Raw genomic sequence first — 25297 nt, 5'->3', positions numbered from 1 at the left:
ATGGAACCATGAAGCTCGCCCCATATATTTTAGAACGTCTCACTTCGGTCAATCGTACCAATGGTACTGCGGATCTCTTGGTCCCGCTACGGGAACTCGCCAAGGGGCGTCCGGTTTCACGAACGACACTTGCCGGGATTCTCGACTGGCCCGCTGAGCGAGTGGCCGCCGTACTCGAACAGGCCACCAGTACCGAATATGACAAAGATGGGAACATCATCGGCTACGGCCTCACCTTGCGCGAGACTTCGTATGTCTTTGAAATTGACGACCGCCGTCTGTATGCCTGGTGCGCGCTGGACACCTTGATATTTCCGGCGCTGATCGGCCGTACAGCTCGCGTCTCATCGCATTGCGCTGCAACCGGAGCACCCGTTTCACTCACGGTTTCACCCAGCGAGATACAGGCTGTCGAACCTGCCGGCATGGCGGTGTCCTTGGTATTGCCGCAGGAAGCAGCCGACGTTCGTCAGTCCTTCTGTTGCCATGTACATTTCTTTGCATCTGTCCCGACGGCGGAAGACTGGGCCTCCAAGCATCAAGGATTGGAAGGATTGGCGATCGTCAGTGTCCACGAGGCTTTCGGCTTGGGCCAGGAGTTTAATCGACATCTGTTGCAGACCATGTCATCTAGGACACCGTGATCGGATATCGACCCAATGTTCTACGGCACCGGCATCGGATCTGCAGCGCGCGGATTGAACTCGGCGAAACGGTATATGCATTGCCGTGAACCGACCAAAAGGAGGTGTTCGATGAACGCCTACACGGTGTCCCGGCTGGCCCTTGATGCCGGGGTGAGCGTGCATATCGTGCGCGACTACCTGCTGCGCGGATTGCTGCGGCCAGTCGCCTGCACCACGGGTGGCTACGGCCTGTTCGATGACGCCGCCTTGCAGCGACTGTGCTTCGTGCGGGCCGCCTTCGAGGCGGGCATCGGCCTCGGCGCATTGGCGCGGCTGTGCCGGGCGCTGGATGCGGCGAACTGCGATGAAACTGCCGCGCAGCTTGCTGTGCTGCGTCAGTTCGTCGAACGCCGGCGCGAAGCGTTGGCCAATCTGGAAGTGCAGTTGGCCGCCATGCCGACCGCGCCGGCACAGCATGCGGAGAGTTTGCCATGAACAGCCCCGAGCGCATGCCGGCCGAGACGCACAAACCGTTCACCGGCTACCTGTGGGGCACGCTGGCCGTGCTGACTTGCCCTGCCACCTGTCCATCCTCGCTGCCGTGCTGGCCGGCACAACCGCCGGTGCATTCCTTGTCGAGTATTGGGTCATCACGGCGCTCGGTTTGACCGGCCTGTTTCTTCTGTCACTGGCGCGGGCGTTGCGGGCATTCAGGGAAAGATCATGAGCGCTTCCCGGCCGGATGGATGGACTACGGCGGAGGGCCCAAGCGTTCGAGCGCGGGCAAGGCTTTCTGTTCGCAAAGCCGATGCCGGCGGCGGCATTCGCCGTCTTCGTCAGTCAATGGAGGGGTGCCACCATGAATGCAAATGATCCGACCGCCACCAGTTGCTGCGTGTGCTGCAAGGAAATTCCGCTCGATGCCGCCTTCACACCGGAAGGCGCGGAGTACGTCGAGCACTTCTGCGGGCTGGAGTGTTATCAACGTTTCCAGGCGCGGGCCAGCACTGCGACCGAAACGAGCGGCGAACCGAACGCTTGCGGTTCGCCGCCGTCAAATTGAGACAAACCACGCTTTCGCTACGTCGCCTCATGTCGGCATCAAATTCGGCTGAGTAGCTTCTCGCCATCTGGACGTAGCTCGCCCTTGGGTGAAATATGCCGATACAGGGTCTGCCGCGTGATGCCAAGTTCCTGGCACAGGTCGCCGACCTTGGTCTCTGACTGCCCCATTGCCGCCATCGCCAGCCGCAGCTTGGCGGCGGTCATCTTGAACGGCCGGCCGCCTTTCCGGCCGCGTGCCCGTGCTGAGGCCAGGCCCGCCACGGTGCGCTCGGCGATCAACTCGCGCTCGAACTCGGCCAGCGCGGCGAAGATACCGAAGACCAGCTTGCCGGCGGCGGTCGTGGTGTCAATGGCCGCGCCGTGCCCGGTCAGCACCTTGAGGCCGATGCCGCGTCCGGTCAGGTCATGGACGGTATTGATCAGATGGCGCAGGTCGCGCCCGAGCCGATCCAGTTTCCAAACGACCAACGTGTCGCCTGGCCGTAGTGCCTTCAGACAGCTCGCCAGACCGGGACGATCCTCGCGTTTTCCGGACGCTTGGTCTTCATAGAGATGCGCCGGATCAACACCGGCCGCGACCAGCGCATCGCGCTGCAAGTCCGTCGCCTGGGAGCCATCCGCCTTCGATACTCGCATGTAGCCAATCAGCATCTTGTACCTGTCACATATACGTTCGATTATGTGACAGTTTGCATCGGGAAGCTCTGCACGTCAAAATTTGTCACTTAACCCGTCATTCTGTCTAAGGCATGCAAAGGGTAGGCTAGGCTCATAATGTGACAGAAATTCCGGGGGGATGCCTTCCTTCGCGAAGGTGGCGCGCAACTGTTCCAAGGAAGCGGGGTCGCGCCGACCATAGGAAGCCAACGCGAACAGCGAGCGTGCCGTCTCGGGGTTGTGTCGTGCTTCAATGATGGCCTCATCAATGGCCTGGATTGCACGCTGCCAGTGATCGACGGGTTCGGGCTTCGGCGCTTTCGCCGGCAGGCCACTGGTGAACCCGGTTTGGGGCTCGGACCAGAATAGCTTTGCGTGCTCGCCTGGCGGGCTTATATCCCTCACCTCAATCAAGCTGATTGCCGTTGCCGCCGCCTCCAGCATCTGCAACCGTACTGCCGGGTTCAGGGTTTCATACGGTCGCCACAGACTTTGCCCAGCACGCAGCGGATGCCCGCAGCATTCCCAGATTTGGCGGAGATACCCCGCGTAGGTGCCGCACGTCGAAAGCGGGGTGTTCAGCTCATCGAGCAGCGTGCGTAGCAGCCTAAACCACAATCCGGCGTGGATGCGTCGGCGCGGCAACTCCACGTGGCCGGTCGTCAGTGCCTGCCAGGTACGCTGGTCCATCGCCGCAATCGCGTCGCTGGCAGTGCGCGGTTCGGCGTCGGCGTTCTCCCAGCCGAGAAACCGCCCTGGCACGCCCCAATAGGATTCCAGCCAGCAGCCATGCAGTGGGCAGCTCAGCATCAGGGGCAGCTTCCACGCGAGCAGTACGGCTTGGTTCTCCGGATCGTTCAGACAGAGCGGGCAGGCGCGATGTATCGGCTGGCTGGGCAGCCAGGCACGCCAGCTCGTGATGGATCGCGTCCTACGGCGGAGTTTCGGCAGCAGCACCGAGAGCTGGAACGCATAGGTTTCCAATGCATCTGGAATCTGATCATCAAGGCTGTCCAGTAGCCAAGGCACCCAGCCGGCGAAACTCATGCAACGCAGCCGGTCCGGCTCGATGCCGCTCCGCTGGGAGAGCATCGCCAGCAGCGCCAGTGGTGGCGCGGTGTCCAGGTCATCAACCTGGCCGTGACCAAGATCGTGCTCCAGCAGCTCGGACACCTCCATGTGATAGCAAAGGGCCACGCGGTTGAGCCACGAAGACAAGGCTTCGCCTTCCCTGGGAGCCGGATGCAGTGGCCAGTGTGGCGCTGGCTTCACATCAGTTCCCGCTCGAATTGCCGCCGCCGCTCGCTGGGACCGGTGTAATCGGCCATGCTGAGCGTGCGATGGTTGATCGCTTCCTCACCGCTCTCCACGGCAGCGACGGCCGCCGCCATCAACAGGTGCGCCAGCTCGCCGATGGTGCCCTCGCTGCGCGTGAGCAGGTAGCGGGCCATATCCAGCGTGGCAATCGACGAGGGTCGCCGCAGCGGGAGCGAAGCCGCGAAGCTGGCCAGCAGTGAGCAGCAATCGTCGTTGGCCTCCCACACCGGCAGCATCATCGGCTCGAAGCGGTTTTCCAACTGGTCGTCCGAGCGGATCGCCAAGTAGGCATCGCGTGTGCCGACCCCGACCAGCGGGATGCGCAGCTCGTTGCCGAGGAAACGCAGCAGGTTGAGGAATTCCCGGCGGTTGACGCTGTTGCCGGCCAGGACGTTGTGCAATTCGTCGATCACCAGCATGCGCACGCCGACCTTGCGTAGCAGTGCCAGCGCCAATTGCTCCATTTCCGGCAGCCGTGGGCGCGGGCGCAATGGCGCGCCCATCGCGGCAAGTAGCGCGACGTAGAAGCGGATTACCGACGGTTCGGATGGCATCTGCACGACCAGTACCGGAATGTGCTCCTGGTCGGCGTCGGAGCTGGCCGGGTGGGTGCGGCGGAATTTCTCGACGATCATCGACTTGCCGTTGTTGGTTGGACCGACCAACAGCAGGTTGGGCATGCGTTGTTTGTTCGGCCACGCATACAGGGCTTCCAGCCGATTCAGCGCCTCGACTGCTCGCGGATAGCCGATCCAGCGGTCAGCGCGAAGGCGATGGATGCGTTCGTCCGCCGGAAGACGGGCCAAGCCCTGGGCCACCGGCATCAGGTGGGACAAGTCGATGATGGGATATTCTTCCACGGCTACCACTCCTCAATCTGGTCGAACGGTTTGGCAGGTGGCTGGTTGTCTGCCTGCGGGTCAGCCATGTCCGCGTCCGGTGGTGGCGTGGTTTTGAAAAGAACTGCCGTTGCCTTGAGATGCTGGCGTCGATCCGCGTCGCGCCGCGCCTTGCGCGTAGCTTTCTGCGCGGTGGACACGATTTCGCGCATCTGGCCGATCATGCGAAACAGCGCCGACTCATCCACCTGTTCGCGCCCTTGCTGCCGCAATTTCGCCAGCGCCTGTCGTTGTTCCCAGAGGGTGACAGCCGGGTGCGACAAGGTGCGGTATGGAATTTCCAGATAGTGCTGCCCCTCCGGCTCCAGCACCCAAATGCGGCTGATGTCGCGCGGGTCGCGCCGGATCAGGAACGCAGGCAAGCGGTCGCGCCGAGCTATCCACGGCTTGAGCGCATCGGCGTAGTAATGGATGTGGTCGATGACGAAGCCGGTGCGGGTCAGCGTGCGGCGGATGATGGGCAGAAAATCGACCAGAAAAGCCGTGGTGCGAGTGATGACGGTTGGCACGCCGGTCCGCGCGATAGCTTCGGCCCAGCGCGCTGCCGGCGGCTGGAGCAGGCCGTTGTGCACGGAGCCGTGGTAGGTGCCGACCGCCAATGTGAGCCAGCGCTCCAGCTCACGCAGCGTCAGGGCGGCCTTGTTTTCGGAATCGTAGTCGCCGCGCTGGTCAGGGTTGGAGAAGGTCGTCCCTGGCAATTCGTCGTGGATCATCTGCATCGCCGTGCCGATGATCCGTTCCACGATGCCGCCGTAGTGCGGCTGCCCGAGCGGGCGATAGTCAAGCCGGATGCCATGCTGCTCGCAGCCTCGGCGTAGCGCTTCGCTCTTGAACTCGGCCGCGTTGTCCAGGTAGAGCAGCCTGGGCTTGCCGCTCATCGGCCACTCCATTTCTATGTTCAGACCCTCCAGCCAGGGACGCTTGTCGCAGGCGACATGCACAAGGCACAGGCCGACCGAAACAGATGACGGCGCTTCCAGCGTGACGACCATGCCGAGCACGCAGCGGGTAAACACGTCGATGGCGATGGTCAGATACGGACGGCCAATCGGTTGCCGGTCGCGCTCGTCCACCACGATCAGGTCGATGACCGTGTGATCAATCTGCACTTGTTCCAGTGGCGCGGTCACGGCGGGAGGCTCACCACCGACACCTTGCAGGCTGCGGGACGCATCCTGACCTTCCCGGCGGCGAGTGGCCTTGAGCGGATCGAGGCCGGCGATCCGCAGAGCCACGGTGTTGCGCGCCGGCGCCCGCAGCTTTTGCGCTTTGCAAGCCTGCGCGACCTCGCGGTGGAACGCTGCCAGGCTACGCTTCTGCTTGGTCAGGAAGCGCTTTTGCAGCAACTCGCGGATGATGCGCTCAACTGATTCCGGCAAGCGTCCCTTGCCTTTTCCGCCGCCGGATCGGCTGCGAGCCAGGTCCGTCACAAGCCCAGCACCTTGCCGGGCACGGCGGATTAGGACATACACCTGCCGCCTGGACAGGCCAAGCGCGTGAGCAGCGGCATCGGCGGCTTCATGCCCGACCACATCAAGCGCTGCCAGCGGCCCGATGATTTCCGCCCGTTGCCGGGCCTGCGCCCAAGCCGCATCGGGCAGGGTGGCCACGCCTTGCTCGGCAATCAATGATGTGTCTGACGCCATGCTCACACCTCGCTTTGGTGCACACGAGTATTGAGCATAGTCGAGATTGGTGCAGATGACTTCTGATATTGCGTTGTCAGGAGTCGCCTGCACATCTGGCGTTACGCCCCGTCAATTGGTGCAGTCGTCTTCTGAAAATGACAACTCACGGTTGTCCCAAAAATGACCGTTTTTGGCACAGGGGGCTGAATGCTAATAGGGTACATGCGTGTATCAAGGTCGGACGGCTCACAGAGCCTCGATTTGCAGCGTGACAGTCTCGTGCAAGCGGGAGTCGATCCTAACAACATTTATGAGGACCTGGCATCGGGTAAACGCGACGATCGGCCGGGCTTCGCCGCGTGCCTGAAGGCACTAAGGTATGGCGATACGCTCGTGGTGTGGAAGCTCGATCGCCTGGGCCGAGATCTACGGAATCTGGTGAATACGGTTCACGATCTGACGGCTCGCGACATCGGCGTGAAGGTGCTCACGGGACACGGCGCGTCGATCGACACAACGACGCCAGCCGGCAAGATGGTGTTCGGCATTTTCGCAGCGCTCGCAGAATACGAACGCGAACTGACGATAGAACGTACTGTAGCTGGCCTCTCTGCCGCGCGTGCGCGGGGCAGAGTAGGAGGCAGACCACCGAAAATGACCAAGGCCAAATTGCGATTAGCCATGGCTGCCATGAGCCAGCCGGGGACAAAGATCGGGGAACTATGCCGGGAATTAGGCATTACCCGATCGACCCTATATCGGCACGTTGGGCCGGACGGCACATTGCGGACCGAGGGACGAAAGCTCCTGCCAAGCTAGTCGTGTTTGACATTAAAAATGTCGCACGATTCATTGTGAAATGATTCTGCTGGATGGAGCAAAACATTGACTCTCCAAAAGGAAATGATAACGGTTAGGACGAGTTCCTTTGTATAAAAGTACACCAATAAGCGCACCAAATAAAATCGAACCTGGGAACGACAGACCGGCGGAACAGATGAAGGGCATATCAAAGGTAGTATCGTTTGACGGCCCGCCTGAACCAGAGAAAATAAAACCGGGTCAAGCCGGTGTGAATATCTCTTGGTTGACAGAATTAGCGGATAACCCGCCCCCGAAAAACAAGCATTGGACCAAGATGCTTCGGGAGCTGGTGTTAAATCCGCGAGCGGACGGGACGACCCCAACGAACGACGAATTGGCGGCGAAGCTCGAAGTGTTTCGAGATACAGTCATGCGCGCCAAAAAGCGTTGGCAAAAGATCGGCGTGATTTACCGCGTCAATTATAACGGCGTTTACGCTTACAACCCGAAAATGCTTGTCGTGAAGGACAAGGACGGTGTTGTTATCAAACTGCCGTCGATTGACGTTCGAGCCGCGTCCGACATGGAGGCCTACCACTAGCGCGACCTAGCGGTATTTCTCAAATAGATCGACCTGTTCAGGCTTGCTCTCGGCCGTCTCTGTACCGGCCGGAGAGGTTGCCTGTTTGCGCGCAGAAGCGGACGCCGCATTGAAGGCTTCTTCAAGCGGCAGTTCATCTTGTTCGGCATCTTCTGTCGAGGGTAGCGCGCCGCGCGGCGGCGGTGAGTTTTTACCGAGAACCGCTTTCACGTAAATGTCGATATCGGCGTCATTGGTGAAAGTGCCGGTTGGCTTGAAGGTGTAAGTCCACTCGGCCGGAACGTTCGAAGGGCGATGATCCTTTGCGTCTTCAGGGAAGGGGAACTTTACCTGATAGACGTTCTTCCCGATCCCGGTCACGAAGGCGGTCACACCCTTATCATCGACGCCTAATTCCGTGCTGAATTCCGATCGTTCGATCGGACTTGCACGGTGCGTCTCCTTCAGCCACTTCGTCGTGCCGTCGGTCATCATATCCCGGCGATACTCATAGAATGTCGTCTCGCCCAGGTCGCGTTCCATGCGTTCGGCCGTTGGGCCGAAATTGATGCGGGTTATGACCTTTGTCCCAACCGACGCTATGAGAACGTCGAGGACTTCCTGTCCGTAGTTTTTTGCGATCTGCGACAAGTCTTGCAGACCGAGGACGGCACACACCCCTTTGGATCGACCCAGGGTAACGAAGCGCTCGAAATCCTGAATTTCCGGAAGCTGGCCCCATTCGTCGAGGAAGAACCATATGCGACGCAAGTCGTTGTCGGACAGCAGATTGCTATCCGTGACGGTGGAAACGGCGACAGCGTAGAGTGCCGAGATCCAACCGTCTGAAAGTTCGGCATAGCGCCCGGAATGCTGGACAATCACGGTGCGTTGATCCGTCTTATTCACGAGCCATTCGCGCAGTCGGAATCGTTGCCTTCCTTCATAGGTCGGCCACGCCGTTGCCAGCATTTCCAGCAGACGCATATTCGTTTCGAGCTGGCCGAGTGTGGACATGACCTGCTTGTAATCTGCCGTCAAAAATATGTCCGCGCCGCGCTGATATTTGAGCATGATCCGGAGTAATTTTTCCTGATCTTGCCGAGTCTCATTGAGTAGGTCGAGCCACGTCCATTCCTTCGACTTCTCCGCCATCAGCTTGATCGCGCAGCCGGCGAGGACGGCGCGGGCGCTCTGCGTGAAGAAGGGATGTCCGTCATCTGGAATGATGCGTTGAGCAAGCTCAACTGCATCCTGCGATACGATGAGATCGGAAGCGATATCCCATACCGCCGAGCGGTCATCCTGCGGTGCAAGCAACAGGGGAGGGACCTCTTTGCCGTCCCGTACAGAGGGCGGGGTTATGCGGGTGTAGTCTCCCTTTTCATCGAAGATGATTGCCTTGTCTCCGCGCTCCACAACGGAGCCAATCATCCGTCGAAAGGTAACGGTCTTGCCGCCGCCTGGAGCGCCAAGAATGAATGTGTGATTGGTCTCACGAGGCAGGGTATAATGCCATCCGTTGAACATATGAATGCCGCGTGTCTTAGCATAGCGATTGTGCTTTTGTTCGTATCGAGCAGAACGCAAAAGAGCGTCCATGCCTTCCACCACCATGCCCGACATTATGACGCGTTGGCGGACGACGAGCCACTTCTGATAGACGAAGACGGCAAAGAGAGCGAGCGCGACAAACAAGGGAGCGAGAACGACCGCCTGGTTGCGAATTGCCGAACTCGCTGATGGCGACCCAATCGCTTCAAGGTGCGATCGGCAGGCTTCCCATTTCCAGAAAGCAAGGCAATCCCATGCTTGAGTAATGGTGAGCTGCGCCACACCACCGCCAGAGGTCGGCCAAGACGGACTGACGAAACGAAAGTACCAAAGGATAGGTGTCAGAACCGCCGCGACGATGGCAGCGATTGCGAGCATTCCGACGGCTGGCTCTGGCGGTTTCCGTATCATTTTTCAAAAGCCTTCCTGCCTTTTTCGACCATGGCGGCGCGGAGCTTGTCATTGTCCTTCTGCTCGAAAGCAGTCAGCAGAACGCCGAGAATGAAAGCCGGGTTTTCACTGCGAAGGCCAGCCTTCACTATGAGGCCGCCGAGCATGATTTTCTCATGAGCGTCTTTCTGTCGATTGGCGGCCATCCTGTCTCGATACTCCCTTTGCCGTTTCCCAAGCAGGAGCGCTATGCGCCCCGCTTCATTCGGCGGGTGCCTTTTGAAATCGGTCTGCCACCTCTTTCAAGGCCTTGAGCAAATCGCGGTCGGAAACGTCAAGGTCCGCGAGGCCAGCTTTAACGGCCAAGTTGCCGAGGCGGTCGGCTTCTTTTGCGCGTTCGGCGTCGAGCTGTTGCTGAAGCCGTGCGATTTCATCCTGAATCTTCGATACCTTTGAAGTGCGAGCCACGTATTATCTCCGTTGAAATTTTGGATACAGCCGCATTGTTACTGCCAGTTGCATTATACGGCAAGATAGCCACGAGCCGAAAAGACGTCGAGCGATAGCGAGACCGCCGAGAAATAAGGTGTTGGCGTAGCCAACGCATTGTCAGTCCCGTCAGGAGCCGCGCAGCGCTCCTGTTCTAAGGGCGCACTTATGTATCGACAAATCGATACCTGCTTGTTATGTGTGCTCGCATGGCGATATTTCATCTTCATGCGAAGGTTTTGAGCAGGGCGACCGGGCAAAGCGCGGTCGCAGCGGCATCATACCGCCATTGCGCCGCTATGACTAATCAGACCTATGAACGGTCCTATGATTTTTCCAACAAGAGGGGAAACGTTCACAGCGAATTCGCGATACCAACCAACGCTCCAGATTGGGCGCAGGCTCTTGCGGCTCTCTCCCCTGTTCAGGCATCGGAGGCCTTTTGGAATAAAGTCGAGGCTTTCGAGAACAGGAAGGACGCGCAGTTCGCTCGCGAAATGACGCTTGCCTTACCTGTTGAGCTTTCGCGAGAACAGAACATCGCTCTGGTTCGCGAATTCGTGGAGGAGAACTTTTCAAAGAAGGGGATAGTGGCGGATTGGGCGTATCACGAGATCAAGGGCAATCCGCACGTTCATATCATGAGCGCCTTGCGGCCTCTGACAAATGAGGGATTTGGAGCGAAAAACGTTCGCGCGGTTGATGAGAATGGTGAGCCGAAATTCTCGAAGAACGGCCATGCGCTCTATCGCCAGTTCGCCGGTGACAAGGAACTCATCCCTACGCTGAGAGAAGCATGGGCGGATGTGCAGAACCATCATCTCGCCTCACACGGTTACGACATTCGTGTTGACCACCGCTCCTATTCGGAGCAGGGGATTGCCATCGAACCTACCATGCACCGAGGACCTACCGCCGAGGGAATGGATCGGAAAGGGGTGAAGTCGGATCGCATCGAGATCAATGCAGAGATCGAAGCGACACGCCGTCAGCAGGTGATGGCAGATCCTTCCATCATCCTGAAGCTGATTACCGCTGAAAAGTCTGTCTTCGATGAGCGCGACGTTGCGCGAACAGTCCATCGCTACACCGATTCTTACGAGGATTTTCAGGCGCTGTTCCTCCGCGTTGGCGCGCTTGATAATCAGGTGATGATCGCATCGCCGATCTTCGATCCGATGACAGACAAGATCATCGAACGCGCAAAATATACGACGACGGAAGTGCTCGATACCGAACGGACTATGATCGCTTCCGCACGGTCGCTTGTCGGTCAGGACGGTTTCGCGGTCAATCAGAAGAGCGCTGAAAAGGTTGTCGCAGATGTTGAGAAACGTGCCGGCTTCAATTTCGACCCCGAGCAAAAGGTTGTCATTTCCCGACTGACTGAAAATGCGGGCATCGCCGTCATGGTCGGTTACGCAGGTGCCGGCAAATCGACTGTGATGAACGCGGTACGCGCGGTTTACGAGGGAGAGGGGAGACGTGTCGTAGGTGGAGCGTTGGCCGGTAAAGCTGCTGTCGGATTGCAGGAAAGTGCGGGCATTGAATCCCGCACACTTGCCTCCTGGGAGGCGTCTTGGAAGAACGGCCTTCGCCAGTTGGGTCCGGGCGACGTGTTTGTACTTGATGAGGCAGGCATGGTCGGTTCAGCGCAGATGCAGCGATTTGTTTCTGCGGTGGAGGAAGCCGGAGCGAAGCTCATCTTACTCGGTGATGCGCGCCAGTTGCAGCCGATTGAAGCTGGTGCCGCCTTCCGGGCCATTGCCGATGATGCTGGATATATTGAGCTTACAGGTGTCCGCCGCCAGCGCGAAGAATGGATGCAGAATGCGACCATCGAATTTGGCAAGGGGAATACTGCGAGCGCGATCGGGCGCTATGTCGAACATGATCTTGTCCAGCTCGAACCCGACGGCGCATCGGCCCGGAGTTCATTGATCGGAAATTGGCGGAGCGATTGGGAGGCCGGCGTTGATGTGTTGATGCTCGCGCATCGCAATGTCGATGTCCTCGCTTTGAATATGGCTGCCCGTACCGTCATCAAAGAGGAAGGCGGGCTTCAGGAGGAACATGGGTTCCGGACCGATCGCGGCCAGCGTCAGTTTGCAGTTGGGGATCGTATCGTATTCTTGGAAAAGAGCCGCGAACTTGGCGTCGAGAACGGTTCGTTCGGTAATGTCGAGGAGGCTAGTCGTGGCCGTCTCGTGATTGGTCTGTTTGACGGTCGAAGCGTCACCGTCGCACAGAACGATTACGCGAATATCGATTATGGCTATGCAGCGACGATCCACAAGAGCCAGGGCGCGACGGTCGATCGTGCTCACGTTCTGGCGAGCCCAACGATGGACGCGCACATGACATATGTTGCGATGAGCCGGCATCGAGACAGTGCGACCCTTTATGCAGGTTCCGATGAATTCGGGACACTGGATAAGTTGGTGGACACACTTTCACGCGATCGCATGAAGGATACCACGCTCGCTTATGAACGGACTGACGATTACCGCCAGAGCGTGAAGGAATTTGCTGAGCGGCGCGGCATCCCATCTTTGAGCGAAATCGGGGATATGTTCCGTCATCAGCTTGCGGCATTGCGAGAGCGCTTCACGAAGGTTGCCGAGCGGCTGGAAGCCATCGGCACGAAATTCGCCCACGCCATTCGCCCCGAGCAACAACAGGGCAGAGCCGCCGAACATCGGCCGGAATATCAACCGTCACAGCGGCAGGTCGTAACGGTTCCGGACATCACATTCCCCGAAATGACTTCTGCGGTTCGTCAGGCCCTTTCCCGATTGGAGCATAATCTAGGACATGCCGAAATCTCCGATACGGATCGAGCACGTCGGCGTTGGTTTACGAGTGCCGGATACGAATTGAGGGATGGTTCAGCCGCCACGGATCTTCAGCGCTTCAATCAGGAAATTGCGTCCATTGTTCCGCAAGCGACTGTCGTTGCCATCGGTCCGGATCTCGGCGCCGATGATCGCAATCGAGTTCAGTTGCTGATACCGGAGTCGGTTCGGGAGGCTTTCATCGACAACTGGCCATTGATCCATGCCGGGCAGAAAGCCGGTCAGGATCTCACGCGCCTCGAAATCGCGCAGACGCTCAACAGCGAAGCGAAAGAGAGGCAGGTAGTCGAACAGTATGAAAAGAGGCAGGCGATGTTTGCGACACCAGAAAAACCCTTTGTTGCAGCTATCTCCGATTGGCGCGATAGCGTCGAGGCGACGGTTGCGGCACGGATGGAAACCCGGCCGGTCATGCAGTCAGCAACGCGCCGTCTTGAGACGGCGGTTGCAGCTGTTTGGCAGCGGCCGGAAGTCGTGTTTTCTGCACTGCGGAACCGGGTCGATGACATGCGGGTTCCAGTCGCCGATTTCGCGCAATCCATTCGTGATAATCCGGCATCTGTTGGCGAGCTTCACGGCAGCAGAAGCATGTTCGGTCGTAATGATGGGGCGCGAGAAAAGGCGCTGGCGGCGGTCTCGCCGGCGATCTCGGCCTTGCAGGACTACGGCCAAGTTCGAGGCAATCTGAGGAATGATCTGACGAAGGACGAGCAGCGGTTCCGTTCCCTGATGCGAGAGCCAATCGACGATCTTTCGCAGGCTGCACGCGAGCTTGTCGGACGTATCGAGAGAACTCCTGCAGATCGTTTGGGGACGTTGATCAGATCGGCGGATGATCAGCAGGCAATGGGTGAATTGCGCCGGTTCGTTGCGTCCGTTCGCGACCGTTTCGGGGTGCCGGGTTCTAACGAGCTGGATCGCGATCGTCTCGCCCAGGCGATACCCGGCGCGGATCAGCAGCGGATCGAGGCATTCGCGACCGGCTACGCCAAGGCCGATCAGCTTGCGACGACCGTGCAGGCGGCTCAACTGGCGCAAAAGATTGAAATGACCCATGAGCAGCAGCAGGTGCGTGGCCGGGAGAGGGGCGAGGGAATTTCGCATTAAGAGTGTAGGAAATGGCCGCTTTTGGTGATGCTGTATATTGCAAAATCTGCCAAATTGGGTAGGACTGAATCTGAGAGGGTGATCATTCCTTTGATCGCTTGTCCATAAAGAGAGACAAGGCGACTTTTGATGCGGAACTCAGTAATTGTGGCTCTGGCATTCCTGATGAGTGCCTGCGCTAACAAGAAAGAGAATTTCGATACGTTATCGGTTAAGAAATATCTCGATTCGTCGTTGGCTACCGTGAATGAGGAAAAGCGATATGCTTCGCTATATACGAAAGCATTAGAGCCACACGCTAGTAATACTGTAAGGCTTCATCCAGAGACAGCCGGACAAGAGCTATTGCAGCCGGTTGACGCTCGCTGGAACGGCACTCTCGATGACATAACTCGGAAAGCGGCGCGCTTGGCGGGTTATTCGGTCAGGGCAAAGGGAGAGCGTTCAGGATCTCCGATTTTGGTTTCCGTCCATTGGGCTGACATGACACTCCTTGGTCTGCTACGGGAAGCCTTCGGCCAAGGGAAGGGGCGTGCGTGGCTCGAAATCGACCAGTTCGCACGCGTCATGACGATTCACTACGCCCGGCCCGAAAAGAGCCCGGTCCCGCACCTGGACGACACCAAGCTATGAAGCAGTTTTCATCTCTCCTTGCCGCATTGTCCGTCTCTGTCGCGTTGGCCGGTTGCACCACGACTGGTTCATCAAAGCCAGATGAACCGCCTCCGCCGCCAACGCTTGGTGGGGTGGACAACCTCACAAGCGGGACGGCCGCGCCGATGACATACGAGCAATTTGCCCGGAAGACGCGCAGCGGGACCGGGGCCAATGCCGTTGATGCGGAACGCTACTCGGCATTGCGTGACGCAGCACTCTCCTATTCGGCGCAGGCCGCCTATGAGCGGCGCACATGGGAAATCCTTAGAGAGCTTGAGGCTCAGTCGTCACGGCTCTCGCAGGAGTTCAATTTCAATGATGTGGTCTACAAAGCTCCGAAGGAAACGGGATATGTCGTTCCTCCTGTGGTCAGCCGGGCCAAGGAAGCAATAACGATCACCGATGGCGGCCGCGAGAGTGTCGCTGCAGATGAATATTACCGGATTGAGAAACCGGGCCGCCTCGTGGCGGTGATACCGAGCTGGAGGGATTATCTCGTCTTGGGTGTCGATAAGACGCCTGATCCCTCTGACCAGTTCCTTCCATCCGAAAAGGAGGAACGGAAGATTTGGGACCGCTACATGGCCGAAGGTTGGCGGCAAGGCCGCATGCAGGCTGAGGAAGCGCTGAAGGAAAACATGAATCTTCTGCGTCGTGACTATCTCGGTATGGTGGAATATCGACGCCTTGTAGACGCCGGCTTGGTCAAGAGCCTTGTCGTGTCTTCGAGTGAGGTTCGCGCGAAGGGTACGCCTGAAGAGCTGTTCATCGGTCAGCGCCGCGTGAAGATCGAGAATGCTGCGACATTCGTTTCCGACCCGAGACGTTGGAAGCCAATCACACGGAGATTCGAGGTCTCCAAATGAACGGAAATTCGACATCGAGCCAGACAACCGCGGTTGATCCCGCCGATCCCCTTGGCCTTCGCAAGCAGGAAGGGGGGTATGGCGGTCTTATCATCGTCATAGTGATAATTGCCGTGGTCGCTGGCTATTGGCTCTATAGGCGAGGAAAATGATTGACGAAACGCGTCTGGACGAAACTCCTTTCAAGCCAACCGACTCTTTCGTACCGGTCCTGAAGGAGGAGCCGACGCGGTTCGATTCATCGCCCGAGATCTTCGACACATTTATTGTTGGCGCCGGCAAGCGCGGAGCGTCAGACATTACCATCCAGTCGGAAGCACGGCCACGCATCCAGATCAATTCTCGCCAGCATTTCGGCACCAAGCGCATGTTGCTTCGCTCAGAGGTCGATTTGCTGCTGTCGTATATCTGGCGATCGAGTGACGCGCCGAGCATCTTACGTCAGGGCCGATGCCTCGACTTCTCCTATGAAGTTCAAGTCAGTCGTCATGAACGGCATCGCTTCCGCGTCAATGCAACCCCGATCACGAAAAATGGTGGTTCCGGCGTCGAATTGACGATGCGATCGTTGCCGTCGCGCACGCCGACCCTGGACGATGTTCAGTTTGAACAAGAGTTGAGGCCGTTCCTCAATCCGAAATCCGGTATTATCGTCATCGCTGGCGGTACAGGCCATGGAAAATCTACAACCATGGCCGCGATCACCCGTCACCATCTCGAAAACCACGAGAATCCGCGAAAGATCGTGGACTTTCAGGCCCCGATCGAATTCACCTTTGCCGACATTCTTAGCGAGCAGGGTGATTCCGCGAGCCTGATCGGTCAATCAGAAATCGGGGAGGGCCGTGACCTTCCGACATTCGCGGCCGGAATCTGGTCATCCCTTCGGCGAGCGCCAGCGATCATCAATGTCGGTGAGGCACGCGATCATGGCTCTATGAGCGGCTGCATCGCGGCCAGCATTCAGGGCCACATCGTCAATACGACCACTCATGCCGGATCGGTTGCCGAAGGCCTCCGGCGAATGGCTATGGAGTTCCCCGCCGAGGAGCAGGCGGCCCGAGCGTTCGACCTGATCAGCTCGTTGCAGATCTTCATCACGCAGCATCTCATCCGTACGTCGGACGGTACAAGGCGCTTTGCAGTCCGCGAGTTCCTTGTGTTCGATGATGATGTTCGCGACCGGTTTCTTGATAAGCCGATCGACGGATGGTCCGCTGTGGTGCGGCAGCTTCTGAAGGAAGGCATGAAGTCCGACAAGGTGATTGCACGACCGCTCGCGCAATCCACCATGAAGCTCGTCGACGAAGGCTGGATCACTATGAGCGAGGCGCGGAGCTTTATTCCGCGGTCGATGTTCGAGATCCTTGCATAATGGAGAAACGGGATGGCTGATCAGGACTGGTATGCAGTTAGGCCCATGACCGAGGCCCAGGAACGAGATGCGCGGGGAGACCTGACACTGATCATACGCGGCGAGGATCGAGATTTGACTTGGGGCCGGCTGCGTACGCTCCTCGATCACGAGCTTGCTGAGATTTCCTATCCTGTCATGACGCAAGGAAGTGTGCGGTCACTGAATCCGACCGACAAAGGGCTGCGCTTCTTGGGAGTAAGAGAACAATGACGACAAAAGAACGCGTTCAGATGTCGGCTACATCTAAAACTGGAATCATTGTCGCCAAGCCGCAGTCCGGAAAGACTGTTTCCTTCAGCGGCATGTTAAGGGATAACAAGACGTTCGTTCCAACGTGCAAACTGGAGTGATCGCTTTCAGGGTTGTCCAAGCTGATGATGGCGGTGTCGACCTTAATTGCGGCCGTTTGTCGGATTTTTGAGGTTTGAGGCAAAGACAGCGAAACCAAAAACTTTACACGGCCCTCAAGCGCCGACGGAAAGGGAAATAATGCGGAAGATGGCGGCTATCTTCAGTGCCATAGTCTTGACCTATTCGATCTCCGCGAAGGCTGATCGACTTGTTTGTTCAGAATCCGAACATCTGCGTTACATGAAAATGGTCGGCGAAGTTGGCGAGATGGGGATCGACCTTAACCCTGTGGGGGAGGATCGTGCGGCTTTCGAGAGGTTGACAGCTGCATATGAAACGCTCAGCTCGAAGGGGCCGAAGTCCTCGCTTTTCGTCGCGTATGTTCCCACCGGTCAGATTTACAGTCAGACATGTGCAGAAGAGCGTTGTACGATGGAAGAAATGGCAGCACCGGAGCAAGCCTGTTTGATCGATCATATGAACCAATGTAGCTATGTTGCACTGCGTTTCCGGGGCGAAGAGTTTTGCCTACTCCGTTCGCCGCAAAATTAGGGTGTTTGATCCCGGCATTTTATGGCTGTGATTATGAGGCTGATAGGAGACAAAACACATGTCGGATCAGGAAATGAGGATTTTTATCATTACAGTTGCAGCCGTTCTTGTCGCAAAGGTTATTTGGGCGGCAGGGCGAAATCTACTGTGCGGCCGGCGCGCTGATAGACGAGGCTACAGCGGGACATCGTTCCGATCGGTCGAATAAGAAAAGATCGGGCTCTCACATATGACGATGGGTGCTTCCTATCCGAGAAATAAAATAATCGTCATCGAGTCAGAGATCGGGGAACCTGTTGTTGCTGGTTTCGTGGACGACCTCAAAGGAAAACAACTGGCCGTTAAATTTGAAGTAGATGGTTCAATTAACATATCATCTGATGGTGAAGAGCCAATCAGAATTACGAAGCATACAGCCCGTATGATAGCCAACCTTTCCGATGCCGCGGGTCATGTTTGGATTGAGCTTCAACGGTATCGCAGTATTGATGGATGGGCTGATTGGGAAGAAATGGCATTCAGGCCAGTTGATGCGGCGCAACGATAGGTGGGGCAATGAACGAAATAGTGGTCAACCTTTCAGACGACCAGGCTTGGGCATTCGCCGAGTTTCTGAAGCGTGTCTTGCCAGACGATTTTGAACGCCGTGCTGGCGACAAAACCGAAGCCAACCATATGTGGGATGCCGGACGGGAAATTCAGCGAGCGCTTGCGGATAAAGGGTTTGCACCTCGGTAAACGAAATATATCAGCAATATCAATAGCTTGTCGCGTAACGTAGGTTATGGAACTAAGCTATTGATATTGTTATGTAATTGGGCGGAATTCATGGCAGATGAGGCACGCGCACTAGCCAAAACACTCGCCTTTACGGCGCATCTCGTGATGGAATCTGACGCGGCCGACAGGGGCCGGATTTGTGCGGCATATGATGCCGGCCTTCAGCGCATCGCCGAGATCATCGTTCCCGGTGCGTCTCCTCGTCCAGGCATTGAAGCCTGTATCATCGAGCACGAAAGACTGAAGGCAGCCGAAGATGTCGGGTGTGCCGGCTGGATGCTCGCAGCGATCGCTACCCGCATTGGCGAGCGAGATCTTCCGAAATGGCAAGAAGCCAAGAAGGTAATTGATTCCGTTGTTCAATTGCTTGGCCGATATCGAGAGGCCCGGATTCATTGACGCAAGTCTAACACCAAGAAGCGTCGAGCGCCGGGAACGAAAGAACTTGGATTCCTTAAATTTCGGTCATTGCAAGAATTAGAGCTTTTCTTTAAAGGCTCGCCATGACCCAGACCGCTCATAACGACAGCATTCTCATCATTGATTTCGGCAGCCAGGTGACGCAGCTCATAGCGCGACGCATCCGCGAGGCCGGCGTCTATTGCGAAATCCATCCGTTCCAGAACGCGGCCGAAGCGTTCGAGAAGCTTCAGCCCAAGGGCGTGATCCTCTCAGGCGGTCCCGCATCGGTAACAACGGAAGGAAGCCCACGCGCTCCGCAAGCTGTGTTTGACGCAGGTGTGCCGATCCTTGGTATCTGCTACGGCCAGCAAACCCTATGCACTCAGCTCGGGGGCGTCGTGGAGGGCGGTCACGCTGCCGAGTTCGGCCGCGCCGACGTGGAAATCAAAAAGGCAAGTCCGCTGTTCGACGGCTTTTGGAAAGCTGGCGAACGCTATCCCGTCTGGATGAGCCACGGTGACCGGGTGACGCAATTGCCAGACGGTTTCGAGGTTATCGCTACTTCCGAGAATGCGCCCTTCGCCATCGCCGGCGATGAAAAGCGCCGCTACTACTCCACCATGTTCCATCCTGAAGTGGTGCATACGCCGGATGGCGGAAAGCTGCTTTCCAATTTCGTGCATAAGATCGTTGGCCTGAAATCGGATTGGACGATGGCGGCCTATCGCGCCGAGATGATCCGGAAGATTCGTGAGCAGGTCGGCGACGGCCGCGTCTTGTGCGGCCTTTCAGGCGGTGTCGACTCATCCGTTGCGGCGATCCTGATCCATGAAGCGATCGGCGACCAACTGGTCTGCGTATATGTCGATCACGGCCTGATGCGCCTTGGCGAGAGCGAACAGGTCGTCGGCATGTTCCGCGACCACTATAATATCCCCCTGGTGCATGTAGACGCCTCTGACCTGTTCCTAACGGAACTGGCAGGCGTCTCCGATCCGGAAGTCAAGCGCAAGACGATCGGACGCCTCTTTATCGAGGTTTTCGAATCCGAGGCGGCGAAGATTGCCGCCGACGGCAAAGGTGCGCCGGCATTCCTTGCGCAAGGGACGCTCTATCCGGACGTGATCGAAAGTGTGTCCTTCTCCGGTGGACCTTCGGTCACGATCAAGAGCCACCACAACGTCGGTGGCCTTCCTGAACGTATGAACATGAAACTTGTCGAGCCGCTGCGCGAACTCTTCAAGGATGAGGTTCGCGCACTCGGCCGCGAACTTGGCCTGCCGGATAGCTTCATCGGCCGTCACCCCTTCCCCGGTCCCGGCCTCGCTATCCGGTGCCCTGGTGTTGTCACGCGCGAGAAGCTTGATATTTTGCGCAAGGCGGACGCGATCTACCTGGACGAGATCCGCAAGGCCGGTCTCTATGACACGATCTGGCAGGCTTTTGCTGTGCTGCTGCCGGTCCAGACTGTCGGCGTCATGGGTGACTACCGCACTTACGATTTCGTCTGCGCATTGCGGGCCGTGACATCGGTAGACGGCATGACAGCGGATTTTTATCCCTATGATATGAACTTCCTTGGTCGCACCGCGACGCGCATAATCAACGAAGTCCGAGGCATTAATCGCGTTGTCTATGATGTGACCAGTAAGCCGCCCGGCACGATCGAGTGGGAGTGAGTTTGCCTCTTTGAGCGGCGGTAAGCGTCTTTCATGCCAAGCTGCCAACAAAGCCGCTCAGCTCGTCCAGTCGGACCATTGATAGACGAATCCCGCCCCGGCATCCCCTCGCCCGACAGATGGTTTCCCGCTCCAGCTCGTCGATGTAGAGAAATTCCCTCTCGGGCGAGCTGCAGACGATCGAGCGCGTAAGATAGTGGACGTGGCCGCATACCTTGCAACGGGCTTCCAGTTTTTGATTGTCAGCCAGGTCTCCGACGCGAACACTCTGTTTCCAGCCCATCACCAAAAATCCTCCGCGGACGGTATACGCGTGTAGCTTATCTTGCCGCCGACATGCCCACCGGCCGGCGGCCGCCATTCGCCAAGGCTGACGACGGTCCCGGCATAGCGCGCATTAAGGTTGTCGATTGCCCGGCTGGCATTCTCCCAACGCCGGCGCTGGCGATCGTCATTCAGAAGTAAATCAAGCTGGCGTTCATTGGCCGGCGAGAGATCGTAGAGTGTCACGCCTAGCCGAAAGATGGTAACCGGTGTTCTGCCCCCACATTGTCTGCCGCTGCCTGATCTGTGATCGAGATTCCATGGATGAGCGACAAGGTGTCAACGGCGGAGTAAAAATCGGCCACGGGGCGGAGCAAAAGTCGGCCACTGTGGCGCCGGCCTGAGACCGGCGGGAGGGCGTAGCCCGAGCGGGGGTCTCAGGCCGGCGCGGCGATTTTTTGAGGGAGCGTTTCAGCCGGCCTTTCGGGCGCGACTTTGAGCGAGACGATAGCTGTCCCCGTTCATCTCGAGGATGTTGACGTGGTGGGTGATGCGATCGAGCAGCGCCCCGGTGAGACGTTCGGATCCCAAGGTTTCCGTCCATTCGTCGAATGGCAGATTGCTGGTGATCAAGGTGGCGCCGCGCCCGTAACGCTGGGAGATCAGCTCGAACAGCAGTTCCGCGCCGGTCTTCGACAGCGGCACGAAGCCCAGCTCATCGATGATCAGCAGCTTGTAGGCGGCCATCTGCTTCTGGAACCGGAGCAGGCGCCGCTCGTCGCGCGCCTCCATCATCTCGCTGACCAGGGCGGCGGCCGTGGTGAAGCCGACGGACAGGCCCTTCTGGCACGCGGCTAGGCCGAGGCCGAGCGCGACATGCGTCTTACCCGTGCCGCTCGGGCCCAGCGCAATGACGTTCTCCCGGCGCTCGATCCATTCACAGCGGGCCAGTTCCAGCACCTGCATCTTGTTCAGCTTGGGGATGGCTGTGAAGTCGAAGCTGTCGAGGCTTTTGACGACCGGGAATTTAGCCGCCTTGATCCGACGTTCGACCTTGCGGCGGTCCCGTTCGATCATTTCCCGTTCGGCAAGCCGGAACAGGTATCCGACATGATCGACGCCTTCGGTGGCGCATAACCGGGCCAGCTTCTGGTGCTCGCGCTGGAAGGTCGGCAGCTTGAGGGTTTTGAGATAGTGGCCAAGCAGGATCTCTGGCGCGTCGCTGCTCATGCCGCTTCTCCCGCATCAGATGACAGGAGGCGCATATACGCCTTTGCTGACGTCTTCTCGACAGTCGCCCTCGGCAGGTAGGGATAGATCGCCAGGTCCAACCGCGGCGGCCGGCGCTCGACCCGGCACAGGATCAGATGCTTGACCGCATCAAAGCCGATCGCGCCGAGCTGTATCGCCTGCTTCACCGCCGCATGTAGATCGGCAAGGTCGAAGCTTTCCAGCAGGCGCAGAACCTGCACGTATTCTCGCCGCCCATGCTTGGCCATGCGTCCTTCCATCAGCCGGCGCAGCGTCGCGAACTCGTCCGGCAGATCCCAGCCCTGCAACGGAGCCGCCTGATCCAGGGAGTTGATCTTCTGCTCGATCAGCGGCAGGTAATGAATGGGATCGAAGACGACGTCTTCCCGTTCCCAGCATCGCGGATAACGGGCGATGATCTCGCCGCGACAGCCGATCACCACCTGATCGACATAGCCCCGGACCCAGACGTCCTGATGGCCGTAGGCGACCGGTACGGAATAGTCGTTGGTCTTGTAGCGGACGAGCGACTGGGCAGTCACAACAGCGCTGGCCTGGTCGCAGGCATCAAACGGCGACGCCGGCAAGGGACGCATGGCCGCAAGATCGCGCTGCAGCCGTTCGCCAATCGTCTCGTTCTCGCCGCGCAGCTTGTCACGCTGGCGTTTGCGGCATTGCTCTTCCAGATAGGCGTTGAACGCATCCCATGTCGCAAACTGCGGGATTGGCACCATGAAGTTACGCCGGGCATAGCCGACGAGACCCTCGACATTCCCCTTGTCGTTGCCTTTGCCGGGACGGCCGTAGCGATCCCGGATCAGGTAGTGGGACAGGAAGCCGCTGAACAACGTCGCCCGCTTGCGTGTGCCGTCGGGCAGGATCTTGGCCACCAGGCAACGGTCGTTGTCATAGACGATCGACTGCGGCACGGCTCCGAAAAAGGCAAACGCATGGATGTGGCCATCCACCCAGGCCTCGGCCACCGCCGCCGGATAGGCCCGCACATAGCAGCCGTCGCTATGCGGCAGATCGAGCACGAAGAAGCGAGCCTTTTGCTCGACACCGCCGATCACCACCGTCGCCTCACCGAAGTCGGCCTGCGCATGGCCGGCCGGATGCGACAGTGGCACGAACACTTCCTGGCGGCGCTGTTCCCGCTCGCGCATATAATCCTTGATGATCGTGTAGCCGCCGGTGAAGCGGTAGTGTCCCGTCAAGTGGTGTAACAGCGGGTGAGGCCACCGCGGCCTTCGCTGACTGTTACGCCGCCTCCTCGTGAATCAATTGTTCGGCGCCTGCCTCAGTCGGCTCCTTGAGCACCGGGGCCAGGCTCTCCAGGCTCAGGTACCGGCGGCTGACTTGCCATTCATCGTTCTGCTCCAGCAGTACCGCTCCGACCAGGCGCGTCACCGACGCGTTGTTGGGGAAGATCCCGACGACGTTGCTGCGCCGTTTGATCTCCTTGTTCAGCCGCTCCAAGCAGTTCGTGGACGCCAACTTCGGCCAGTGATCTTTCGGGAAGGCCATGAACGCCAGCACGTCCTCCTCGGCGCTATCCATGCAGTCCGCCGCCTTGGCGAAACGCTCACGCAGGCTGTCGGCCACCTGCCGCCACTGGCGCGTCGCTGCGGCTTGATCCGGCTGGGCAAAGGCCGTGCGCACCGCCGCCGAGATCGCTGGCTGGTGGGCCTTAGGGACCTGCGAGAGCACGTTGCGCATGAAGTGCACTCGACAGCGTTGCCAGCCCGCCCCAGTCAGTACCGTCGCGATCGCCTTTTTCAGCCCCTCGTGAGCGTCGGAGATGACCAGGCGAGTGCCCTTCAGCCCCCGGGCCACCAGCGAGCGTAGGAACGCCGTCCAGAAGCCCTCCGTCTCAGCCGGACCTGCGGAGAGGCCCAGCACCTCACGGTAGCCGTCCTGATTCACCGCCGTGGCCACCACCACCGCCTGGCTCGCTACCGGGCCGTGCTCTCGACTCTTGATATAGGTCGCGTCGAGCCATACGTAGGGCCAGTGCCCCTCCAGCGGCCGCTCCAGGAAGCTTTGGACGCGCTCATCGATCGAGGCGCACAGTCGGGAGACCTGCGACTTGGAGATCCCGGTCATCCCCATGGCCTGGACCAGCTCGTCGACCTTACGAGTGGAGATGCCCTGCACGTAGGCCTCCTGCACCACCGCCGTGAGCGCTTGCTCGCTCATCCGCCGCGGCTCGAGGAAGCCGGGGAAGTAGCTGCCCTGGCGGAGCTTGGGGACCTTGAGATCCACTCGGCCCATACGCGTCTCCAACGGCCGCTCCCGGTAGCCATTGCGCCGGTTGACCCGCTCCTCGGAGCGCTCGTGGCGATCGGCCCCGCACAGCTCGGCCACCTCGTGCTCCATCAGCTCCTGGAGCATGAAGGCCAGCGTCTCACGCAGGAAGTCCGGTGCCACCGCTCGCTTTTCAAGCAGCTCCGTCAGTGCCATGCTCTTGTTGGTCATCGTGGGGTTCCTTCGGTTGGTTGCGTGTTTGGCGACTTGCAACTTTATCGAAGGCCCATGGTGACCTCATCCTCCCGTCTGAATTACACCTCTTCCCGGGACGTTACCCAAAAAAATTGCCACCATCTTCCCGGATCAGCTCACGCTGCTGCGTGATCATACGGGAGAGCAGTTCCGCGCAGGCCTCACTGCGGGTGTGCACGACCTCGACTCCTAGCTCCCGCAGACGATCTTCACCCCACTCGCGAACGGTTGGGGTGCCGATCACGACCTTGGGAATACCATATAGGATCATCGCTCCTGTGCACATTGGACAGGGCGAAAGCGTCGTGTAGAGCACAGTTTCTCGATAAAATTCCGGCGGTTGCCGACCGGCGTTGGCGAGCGCAGTCATTTCTGCGTGATGGAGAGTGCTGCCGGTCTGCGCCCGGAGATTGCGTCCGCGTGAGACCAGCTTGCCGCGGTGGACGAGTACCGATCCGATGGGAAGGCCTCCCTCTAGGAAACTTGCTTCCGCCTCCTCGATTGCGATCTGCAGCATGCTTGATTCAAATTTCGTGTGTTCCATAGGTTATTTTCCATCGAAAGGTTAAAACCACCGGCTTTCAGCCGGTGAGCTTTAGCGCCAC

At 58.6% G+C, this 25297-nt stretch carries 28 protein-coding genes and 2 pseudogenes; 17 read left to right on the top strand and 13 right to left on the bottom strand.

Translation table 11 applies throughout. The features are described from left to right. Nucleotides 1–8: 8 nt before the first annotated feature. The 4 genes and pseudogenes from merB (at nt 9) to IG197_RS36985 (ending at nt 1689) form a co-directional block, all read left to right on the top strand. Nucleotides 9–644 carry an organomercurial lyase MerB gene (gene merB / locus IG197_RS32170; protein ID WP_192321084.1) on the top strand — a complete coding sequence of 212 codons (636 nt, stop codon included), beginning with the start codon at nt 9–11 and terminating at the stop codon, nt 642–644. A gap of 111 nt (nt 645–755) precedes the next feature. Then, complete coding sequence (gene merD / locus IG197_RS32165) at nt 756–1121, top strand: mercury resistance co-regulator MerD (protein WP_000995361.1); 366 nt, start codon at nt 756–758, stop codon at nt 1119–1121. Further along, nucleotides 1118–1353: pseudogene (merE, locus tag IG197_RS32160) on the top strand (broad-spectrum mercury transporter MerE). The gene merD and the pseudogene merE overlap by 4 nt, the downstream one beginning before the upstream one ends. Before the next feature lie 15 nt (nt 1354–1368). Then, complete coding sequence (locus IG197_RS36985) at nt 1369–1689, top strand: DUF3330 domain-containing protein (RefSeq protein ID WP_010981356.1); 321 nt, start codon at nt 1369–1371, stop codon at nt 1687–1689. Nucleotides 1690–1727: 38 nt separating this feature from the next. Here IG197_RS36985 and IG197_RS32150 read toward each other — a convergent pair whose 3' ends face one another. The 4 genes from IG197_RS32150 to IG197_RS32135 are packed head-to-tail and all read right to left on the bottom strand — an operon-like array spanning nt 1728 to nt 6210. Beyond that, nucleotides 1728–2342, bottom strand: a complete 615-nt coding sequence (locus tag IG197_RS32150) for a recombinase family protein (RefSeq protein ID WP_010981357.1) — start codon at nt 2340–2342, stop codon at nt 1728–1730. A 60-nt stretch (nt 2343–2402) separates the two neighbouring features. Next, entirely contained in the window at nt 2403–3620 is a 1218-nt protein-coding gene (locus IG197_RS32145; RefSeq protein WP_011405615.1) for a TniQ family protein, read from the bottom strand. Further along, nucleotides 3617–4525 carry a TniB family NTP-binding protein gene (locus tag IG197_RS32140; RefSeq protein WP_000393453.1) on the bottom strand — a complete coding sequence of 303 codons (909 nt, stop codon included), beginning with the start codon at nt 4523–4525 and terminating at the stop codon, nt 3617–3619. Before IG197_RS32140 ends, IG197_RS32145 begins: the two co-directional genes overlap by 4 nt. A gap of 2 nt (nt 4526–4527) precedes the next feature. After that, nucleotides 4528–6210: a Mu transposase C-terminal domain-containing protein gene (locus IG197_RS32135; protein ID WP_010791757.1), complete on the bottom strand. Its 1683-nt coding sequence runs from the start codon at nt 6208–6210 to the stop codon at nt 4528–4530. Between the two features lie 46 nt (nt 6211–6256). Between IG197_RS32135 and IG197_RS36980 the strand changes: the two genes are divergently transcribed. The 3 genes from IG197_RS36980 (at nt 6257) to IG197_RS32125 (ending at nt 7597) form a co-directional block, all read left to right on the top strand. Continuing rightward, a complete protein-coding gene (locus IG197_RS36980; protein WP_371746603.1) occupies nt 6257–6376 on the top strand; it encodes an NTP-binding protein in 120 nt (39 codons plus the stop codon). Between the two features lie 23 nt (nt 6377–6399). After that, the gene (locus tag IG197_RS32130) at nt 6400–7011 is read left to right on the top strand and encodes a recombinase family protein (RefSeq protein WP_192321082.1); all 612 of its coding nucleotides are present in this window, start codon (nt 6400–6402) and stop codon (nt 7009–7011) included. 178 nt (nt 7012–7189) lie between these two features. Continuing rightward, a complete protein-coding gene (locus IG197_RS32125; RefSeq protein ID WP_192321081.1) occupies nt 7190–7597 on the top strand; it encodes a hypothetical protein in 408 nt (135 codons plus the stop codon). A gap of 6 nt (nt 7598–7603) precedes the next feature. Here the strand turns inward: IG197_RS32125 and IG197_RS32120 are convergent, their stop codons facing one another. The 3 genes from IG197_RS32120 to IG197_RS32110 are packed head-to-tail and all read right to left on the bottom strand — an operon-like array spanning nt 7604 to nt 9988. Continuing rightward, nucleotides 7604–9508, bottom strand: coding sequence for a type IV secretion system DNA-binding domain-containing protein (locus tag IG197_RS32120; RefSeq protein ID WP_192321079.1), 1905 nt, complete (start codon nt 9506–9508; stop codon nt 7604–7606). Nucleotides 9509–9537: 29 nt separating this feature from the next. Beyond that, nucleotides 9538–9726 (bottom strand): conjugal transfer protein TraD, encoded by a 189-nt coding sequence (locus IG197_RS32115; RefSeq protein ID WP_192321077.1) that lies wholly within the window; start codon nt 9724–9726, stop codon nt 9538–9540. A 55-nt stretch (nt 9727–9781) separates the two neighbouring features. Next, nucleotides 9782–9988, bottom strand: coding sequence for a TraC family protein (locus tag IG197_RS32110; protein ID WP_192321075.1), 207 nt, complete (start codon nt 9986–9988; stop codon nt 9782–9784). Between the two features lie 230 nt (nt 9989–10218). On the opposite strand from IG197_RS32110, the gene traA reads away from it, so the two are divergent. The 10 genes from traA (at nt 10219) to guaA (ending at nt 20675) form a co-directional block, all read left to right on the top strand. Continuing rightward, on the top strand, nt 10219–13971 hold the full coding sequence (gene traA / locus IG197_RS32105) for a Ti-type conjugative transfer relaxase TraA (protein ID WP_192321074.1): 3753 nt from the start codon (nt 10219–10221) through the stop codon (nt 13969–13971). A 129-nt stretch (nt 13972–14100) separates the two neighbouring features. After that, nucleotides 14101–14604, top strand: coding sequence for a DotD/TraH family lipoprotein (locus IG197_RS32100; protein WP_192321072.1), 504 nt, complete (start codon nt 14101–14103; stop codon nt 14602–14604). Further along, nucleotides 14601–15494, top strand: a complete 894-nt coding sequence (locus IG197_RS32095) for a type IV secretory system conjugative DNA transfer family protein (protein WP_192321070.1) — start codon at nt 14601–14603, stop codon at nt 15492–15494. Before IG197_RS32100 ends, IG197_RS32095 begins: the two co-directional genes overlap by 4 nt. Nucleotides 15495–15642: 148 nt before the next feature. Continuing rightward, nucleotides 15643–16869, top strand: coding sequence for a type IV pilus twitching motility protein PilT (locus tag IG197_RS32090; RefSeq protein WP_192321069.1), 1227 nt, complete (start codon nt 15643–15645; stop codon nt 16867–16869). A 12-nt stretch (nt 16870–16881) separates the two neighbouring features. Next, complete coding sequence (locus IG197_RS32085) at nt 16882–17121, top strand: hypothetical protein (protein WP_192321067.1); 240 nt, start codon at nt 16882–16884, stop codon at nt 17119–17121. Nucleotides 17122–17409: 288 nt separating this feature from the next. Beyond that, entirely contained in the window at nt 17410–17814 is a 405-nt protein-coding gene (locus tag IG197_RS32080; protein WP_210346936.1) for a hypothetical protein, read from the top strand. Between the two features lie 229 nt (nt 17815–18043). Then, complete coding sequence (locus IG197_RS32075; RefSeq protein ID WP_192321063.1) at nt 18044–18361, top strand: hypothetical protein; 318 nt, start codon at nt 18044–18046, stop codon at nt 18359–18361. Nucleotides 18362–18369: 8 nt separating this feature from the next. Continuing rightward, entirely contained in the window at nt 18370–18552 is a 183-nt protein-coding gene (locus IG197_RS32070) for a hypothetical protein (RefSeq protein WP_192321061.1), read from the top strand. Between the two features lie 90 nt (nt 18553–18642). Continuing rightward, a complete protein-coding gene (locus IG197_RS32065) occupies nt 18643–18993 on the top strand; it encodes a hypothetical protein (protein ID WP_192321060.1) in 351 nt (116 codons plus the stop codon). A 104-nt stretch (nt 18994–19097) separates the two neighbouring features. Beyond that, complete coding sequence (gene guaA / locus IG197_RS32060; protein WP_192321058.1) at nt 19098–20675, top strand: glutamine-hydrolyzing GMP synthase; 1578 nt, start codon at nt 19098–19100, stop codon at nt 20673–20675. A 31-nt stretch (nt 20676–20706) separates the two neighbouring features. Here guaA and IG197_RS32055 read toward each other — a convergent pair whose 3' ends face one another. From IG197_RS32055 to IG197_RS32030, 6 genes and pseudogenes are all read right to left on the bottom strand, one after another. Beyond that, nucleotides 20707–20958: a hypothetical protein gene (locus IG197_RS32055; protein ID WP_192321056.1), complete on the bottom strand. Its 252-nt coding sequence runs from the start codon at nt 20956–20958 to the stop codon at nt 20707–20709. Beyond that, nucleotides 20958–21185, bottom strand: a complete 228-nt coding sequence (locus tag IG197_RS32050) for a hypothetical protein (protein WP_192321054.1) — start codon at nt 21183–21185, stop codon at nt 20958–20960. The genes IG197_RS32055 and IG197_RS32050 overlap by 1 nt, the downstream gene beginning before the upstream one ends. A 225-nt stretch (nt 21186–21410) precedes the next feature. Beyond that, nucleotides 21411–22169: an IS21-like element helper ATPase IstB gene (gene istB, locus IG197_RS32045; protein WP_192321052.1), complete on the bottom strand. Its 759-nt coding sequence runs from the start codon at nt 22167–22169 to the stop codon at nt 21411–21413. After that, nucleotides 22166–23392 (bottom strand): annotated as a pseudogene (gene istA, locus IG197_RS32040) (IS21 family transposase); the annotation flags it as partial. The pseudogene istA and the gene istB, both read right to left, overlap by 4 nt. Before the next feature lie 58 nt (nt 23393–23450). Further along, nucleotides 23451–24668 (bottom strand): IS256 family transposase, encoded by a 1218-nt coding sequence (locus IG197_RS32035; protein ID WP_110068839.1) that lies wholly within the window; start codon nt 24666–24668, stop codon nt 23451–23453. Nucleotides 24669–24771: 103 nt separating this feature from the next. Beyond that, nucleotides 24772–25236 carry a nucleoside deaminase gene (locus IG197_RS32030; protein ID WP_192321050.1) on the bottom strand — a complete coding sequence of 155 codons (465 nt, stop codon included), beginning with the start codon at nt 25234–25236 and terminating at the stop codon, nt 24772–24774. Between the last annotated feature and the right edge of the window lie 61 nt (nt 25237–25297).

It is taken from the genome of Aminobacter sp. SR38, from assembly GCF_014843375.1.
In the GTDB taxonomy this organism is placed as follows: domain Bacteria; phylum Pseudomonadota; class Alphaproteobacteria; order Rhizobiales; family Rhizobiaceae; genus Aminobacter; species Aminobacter ciceronei.
This window is presented reverse-complemented; position numbering and strand designations above follow the sequence as displayed.